5 protein-coding genes and 1 tRNA gene are annotated in these 4,898 nt (G+C 67.3%); 2 read left to right on the top strand and 4 right to left on the bottom strand.

The features are described 5' to 3' along the window. Nucleotides 1–157: 157 nt before the first annotated feature. Nucleotides 158–850, bottom strand: coding sequence for an alpha/beta hydrolase (locus tag VFJ21_04615; GenBank protein HET7406406.1), 693 nt, complete (start codon nt 848–850; stop codon nt 158–160). Continuing rightward, the gene (locus VFJ21_04620) at nt 847–1,704 is read right to left on the bottom strand and encodes a lysophospholipid acyltransferase family protein (protein HET7406407.1); all 858 of its coding nucleotides are present in this window, start codon (nt 1,702–1,704) and stop codon (nt 847–849) included. Before VFJ21_04620 ends, VFJ21_04615 begins: the two co-directional genes overlap by 4 nt. Nucleotides 1,705–1,707: 3 nt before the next feature. Here VFJ21_04620 and VFJ21_04625 point away from each other — a divergent pair, with 3 nt between their 5' ends. Both VFJ21_04625 and VFJ21_04630 read left to right on the top strand, forming a co-directional pair. Then, on the top strand, nt 1,708–2,193 hold the full coding sequence (locus VFJ21_04625; protein HET7406408.1) for a glutathione peroxidase: 486 nt from the start codon (nt 1,708–1,710) through the stop codon (nt 2,191–2,193). 435 nt (nt 2,194–2,628) lie between these two features. After that, a complete protein-coding gene (locus VFJ21_04630) occupies nt 2,629–2,982 on the top strand; it encodes an FHA domain-containing protein (protein HET7406409.1) in 354 nt (117 codons plus the stop codon). Between the two features lie 495 nt (nt 2,983–3,477). Here the strand turns inward: VFJ21_04630 and VFJ21_04635 are convergent. Next, a tRNA-Met gene (locus VFJ21_04635) sits at nt 3,478–3,551 on the bottom strand. A gap of 48 nt (nt 3,552–3,599) precedes the next feature. Then, a partial coding sequence (locus VFJ21_04640) for a UPF0182 family protein (protein HET7406410.1) occupies nt 3,600–4,898 on the bottom strand: 1,299 nt, incomplete at its 5' end.

Here is a 4,898-nt window from a genome sequence, read left to right on the forward strand (position 1 = left end):
TCTCGCCGCTGGCGATGGGATGGTTCCTCGCCGCCAAGACCGGCAAGCCACTGCTGGAGAAGTCGCTGACCCAGACCAAGCCCGACTACGCCGACTACGTCGCGCGCACCTCCGGGTTCTTCCCGCTCCCCCCGAAGCAGCACGCAGGTCCCGGCCGTCAGACGTAGCCGCGCACGAGCGCACGACGCCATCGGCCCGGCAACGGCGCCAGGCCCAACACGTTCAGCACGTAGCTGACGGTGACCCGATGCCACACCCGCGGTCGGAAGATCATCGCGTGCATCTCCCCGCACACGCGCAGGTAGCCGACGCAGCGTGCCACGCCGTCCAGCCTCCGGGCGTAGCGACGCGATGCCCGCGGTGAGGTGACCAGATCCGCGCTCCCATGCACGATCAGCACCCGCCGGTCGCCCAGCCGCTCCACCGGCTCAGAATCGGGCAGCCACGGCGCTAGCGCGACCACCCCCACGACGCAGGGGGCACCCGCCACCCGCAGCGCCGCCCGGCCACCCATCGAATGCCCGACCAACACCACCGGAACGTCACCATGCCGGCGGCGCACCTCGGCCAGCGCCCAGCGCACGTCCGGCACAGGGGACGCGTCGGGGCCGTTCCAGCCACGGACGCGGTAGTGCACCGTCCACACCTCGACGCCGTGCTGACGGCCGTGGCGGGCGATCGCGCGGGCGAACGGAACCATCCGCAGCCGGGTCAGCTGCTGCGACGCGGTCGGCGCGTAGCTTTCCGCCTTGCCGCCGGGAAGAACCACGACGACCGCAGAAACCGCGCCGGTCGCGGCACGAACCGACACCGTCGCCTCGACCATCCGCTCGGCCATACGGGCCGTCATCGGCGGTTGAGCTCGGCGACCGCCGCCCGCTCCACACCTGTCGCGGCATCGCGCGTCGGCGCGCCGCCGCCGAGGTGCGCGGGCCACCACCACTGCCCTTCCTGCCCGCCACCCGGGTAGTCGCTCAGCACCTCCTCGACCAACGCTCGCAGCCGGGCGGCCAGCCGGCCGGTCAGCTCGGATGCGCTCTCCCCGTCGACGACGGTCAAGGGAGCATCGACGACGATCATCACCGGAACCCGGCGGCGAAATGTGGGGCGGCGGCCAGTGGTCCACACCCGGTGACCTCCCCAGGTCACCATCGGGATCAGCGGAACGCCGGCTTCGAGGGCCAGCCTGGCGGCACCGGCCTTGAGCGGACGCGGGACGAACGAGCGCGAGATCGTCTGCTCCGGGAAGATCCCGACCAGCTCACCCGCCGATAGCGACGCGAGCGCGTGGCGGTACGCAGCCGCCCCAGCAGCACGGTCGACCGGAATGTGACCCATCCCGCGCATCAACGGGCCGCTCACCCGATTGCGAAAGACGGACTGCTTGGCCAGAAAGCGCACCAACCGGCGGCCACGCAGATGCGCCGTCAAGCCCACGAACATGAAGTCGAAATAGCTCAGGTGATTGCAAGCGAGCACGGCACCGCCGCGATCCGGCACGTTCTCGACCCCGCGCAGGTCGAACCGGAAGCCAAACAGCCGAAACAGCGCGAGCGCCGTCCGGATGACCGGCCTATACACCCACTCCCGCCGACCCGACATGTCCGATGCTGCCGCCACATCGGACATTCGCCGAATCACGCAATCCGGTTCACCGGAGCGACGGTTGACATGAACCGGCACTGCGTCCGCGAGCGAATGCATCGCATGAGCGTCTACGACATCTCGGTGCCTGCCCCCGACGGTGGCGAAAGCAGCCTCGACGACTACCGCGGGCAGGTGCTGCTCGTGGTCAATGTCGCGTCCAAATGCGGCTACACCCCGCAATACGCGGGGTTGCAGGATCTGCACGCCCGCTACGCCGAGCAGGGCTTCACCGTGCTCGGCTTCCCGTGCAACCAATTCCTGTTCCAGGAACCCGGTGACGCAGCGACGATCACATCCTGCGGAACCAGTTACGGCGTCACCTTCCCGGTCTTCGGCAAGCTCAAAGTCAACGGACGGCGGCGCCACCCGCTCTACGCAACGCTCGCCCCCACCCCGGACGAGAACGGCAAGGCAGGAAGGGTGAGGTGGAACTTCGAGAAAATCCTCGTCGGACGCGACGGCACCCCCCGGAAGCGGTTTCGCACCAAGGTGACGCCAGACAATCCACGGCTGATCGAGGCGGTCCAACAGGCCATTGCGGAGTGAACCAGCACCACCGGCACCTCGTCACGCCCACTTAGTAACTGCGGACAACTCATCGACGTCATGGCGAGCGACCCAAGCCGACGCCGCGTGGTCGGTCTCTGACGCCTACCCACATGAAGGACTCTCGCCACGTACGCCACCATCGGGTCGGGCATCAACGCCCGTCCTCGATCGAGCAGCAGATTGGCGCTGCCGACATCACGACCCACCGCAAGGGTCTGGCGAAGGCAAAAGCGAGGAAAGCGCCGCGGGCCGTCAGCGAGACGCGAACGTCATCTAATCCGCGCCGCGCGCAACCGATCCAGGCACGGCGCTGCGACGAATACCTGGTGAGGCAACAATGAGGAGCCCAAGATGAGCCGACGTCTCCGTCACCAGGTCATCACATTAGGAGCCGGCCACCCGCGGCTAGTCACCTCGGTCGGCGGATACGCCATGACCGGGACCGCGGCCGCGAGCGGCGTGACCGAGTCTTTTCCGCTGGATGCCGACACCACGATGCTCGGCGGCGCCACACGCCAAGACATCCATCTGGCTGGACTGCCACCCGCCTACGGCGCCGTCGTGCACCGCAGGGGCGACGAGTACATCTATATGCAGCTCGACCCTGCCTACACCGCACGGCTCAACGGGACCTGCATCATCACTGCGGCCTTGCATCACGGCGACCGGCTTACGCTCGGCCACCACGAGTTGGTGTTTCAGCGCGACGAGTTCGCCGACCACGGGCGTTTCGACGGCGGCCGCCAAGGCGGAGAGTTCTCTGGTGATCGCTTCGACCGCTATTGACGGTGCCAGCTGCACGCCGCTCGGACGGACGACCTCCGTCCACGTCGCGAACCGGCCGCCCGCTCCTCGACCTCCCCCACCGGGCCTTCTCCCTCCGCGACCGGGTGCGGCCAGGACTTCGGTGCAGACTGATCGGAGTTCTGGGTCCAGAACCGAGCGACTCGCCGGGCGGCGACGCGCCCAACAGACTCGCGGACCTCTGGGTTCACCAACCCAGAGGGTTCAGTCTCGGGTGGGTCATGAGCTCGGGCTCACGCTCGGGCGTCCGGCCGAAAACGCCGGCGAGCTGGCCGTCCGTTCCGATTGCAGCCGCTGGATTCCCCACATCAGGCCACCTGAGGCCCACGAGAACTGCGGACCGCCCCACTCAGGCCACAGGGCCTTCCGCACGCTGAGCGTGGAACCAGAATCTCGCCAGAATGGCCTCTGGAGCCGGGTCCGACGCAACGGTCCGGAACAAAAAAAAATCCCTTGCGTAGCAAGGGATTTATTCAGTAGCGGGGGCAGGATTTGAACCTGCGACCTCTGGGTTATGAGCCCAGCGAGCTACCGAGCTGCTCCACCCCGCGTCGGTGAATCCACTATAGGTCGGCCGCAAGATCGCGAGCAAACGAGCGTCAGCCGGTAGCAGCCGACAGTTGCCTGATCAGCGCGGAGACCCGTTTCTCCGCGCGCGCGTACGCCGCCAGGTCACCTCTACGCAATGCCGCGTCGGCATCAGCCTGCGCCGCGGAGAGCTGCGCAACGAGAGACCGCACCTCGGCGCTGACGTTGCCGCCACCCTGCTGCGTCGGAGGCCCGCTCGACGGTGGCGGTGTCGACGTCGGGGACTTCGCGCCGAACACCTCGTCCAGTGCAGCAGACAGCGTCGGCGCGTAGGCGATGTTCCCGTTGTAGGACGCGAGCACCCGTTTCAGCGTCGGGAACGACGTCGTACCGGCGGAGCGGACATACACGGGTTCGACGTAGATGAACGAACCGCCCAGCGGCAGCGTGAGCAGGTTGCCCAGGTCCACGCGCGACCCGCCGCGTCGCAGCAGTGACAGCTCGGTCGACGCCGGCGTGTAGGACTCGAAGTCGTTGCCGACCTGCTCGGGACCGGACACCTGCGTGTTGGACGGCAGTTGCAGGACGGTCATCTTGCCGTAGTCGGACGACGAGGGGTCGCTCTCGACGGAGACGAACGCCGCCATGTTCTTCCGGTTGTTCTGCGCGAGCGCGGTCGTCAGCTGGAACGACGGCGACGTCTGCCCGGGCATCGCCAGCGTCAGGTAGTACGGCGGCTGGGGCGTCGACACCGGCTCCTTCGTCGGGTCGTTCGGAACCCGCCAGTAGTCGGTGCCGGCGTAGAAGGCATGCGGATCGGTGATGTGGTACTTCGTCAAAAGCGACCGCTGCACCTTGAACAAGTCCTCGGGATAGCGCAGGTGCGCCCGGAGGTCCGGCGAGATGGACGACTCGGGCTTCACGATTCCCGGGAAGATCTTCTTCCACGTCTCGAGCACCGGGTCGCGCGGTCCCCACTGGTAGAGCGTCACCGTGCCGTCGTACGCGTCGACGGTCGCCTTGACCGAGTTGCGAATGTAGTTGACCTGGCCCTGCACCGTGCGGATGTTTCTCGCGTTCTGTGTCGCGGTGTCGGTCGTCGCCGACGACAGTGACGTGCGCGCGGCGTACGGGAAACCGTCCGTCGTCGTGTAGCCGTCGACGATCCAGAGGATGCGCCCGTCGACGATCGCGGGATAGGGATCACCATCGAGCTTCAGGAACGGAGCGACCTTCTTGACCCGGTCGGCCGGGTTGCGGATGTAGAGCAGGCGCGAGTCACTGTTGACGCCCGACGAGAACAGCAGGTTCTTGTCCTTGAACCGCAAGGCATAGAGGAACTTGCGCCAGAAGGACCCGATCGGCACGCC

This window comes from Mycobacteriales bacterium, from assembly GCA_035690485.1.
Classification (GTDB): Bacteria; Actinomycetota; Actinomycetes; order JAFAQI01; family DASSKL01; genus DASSKL01.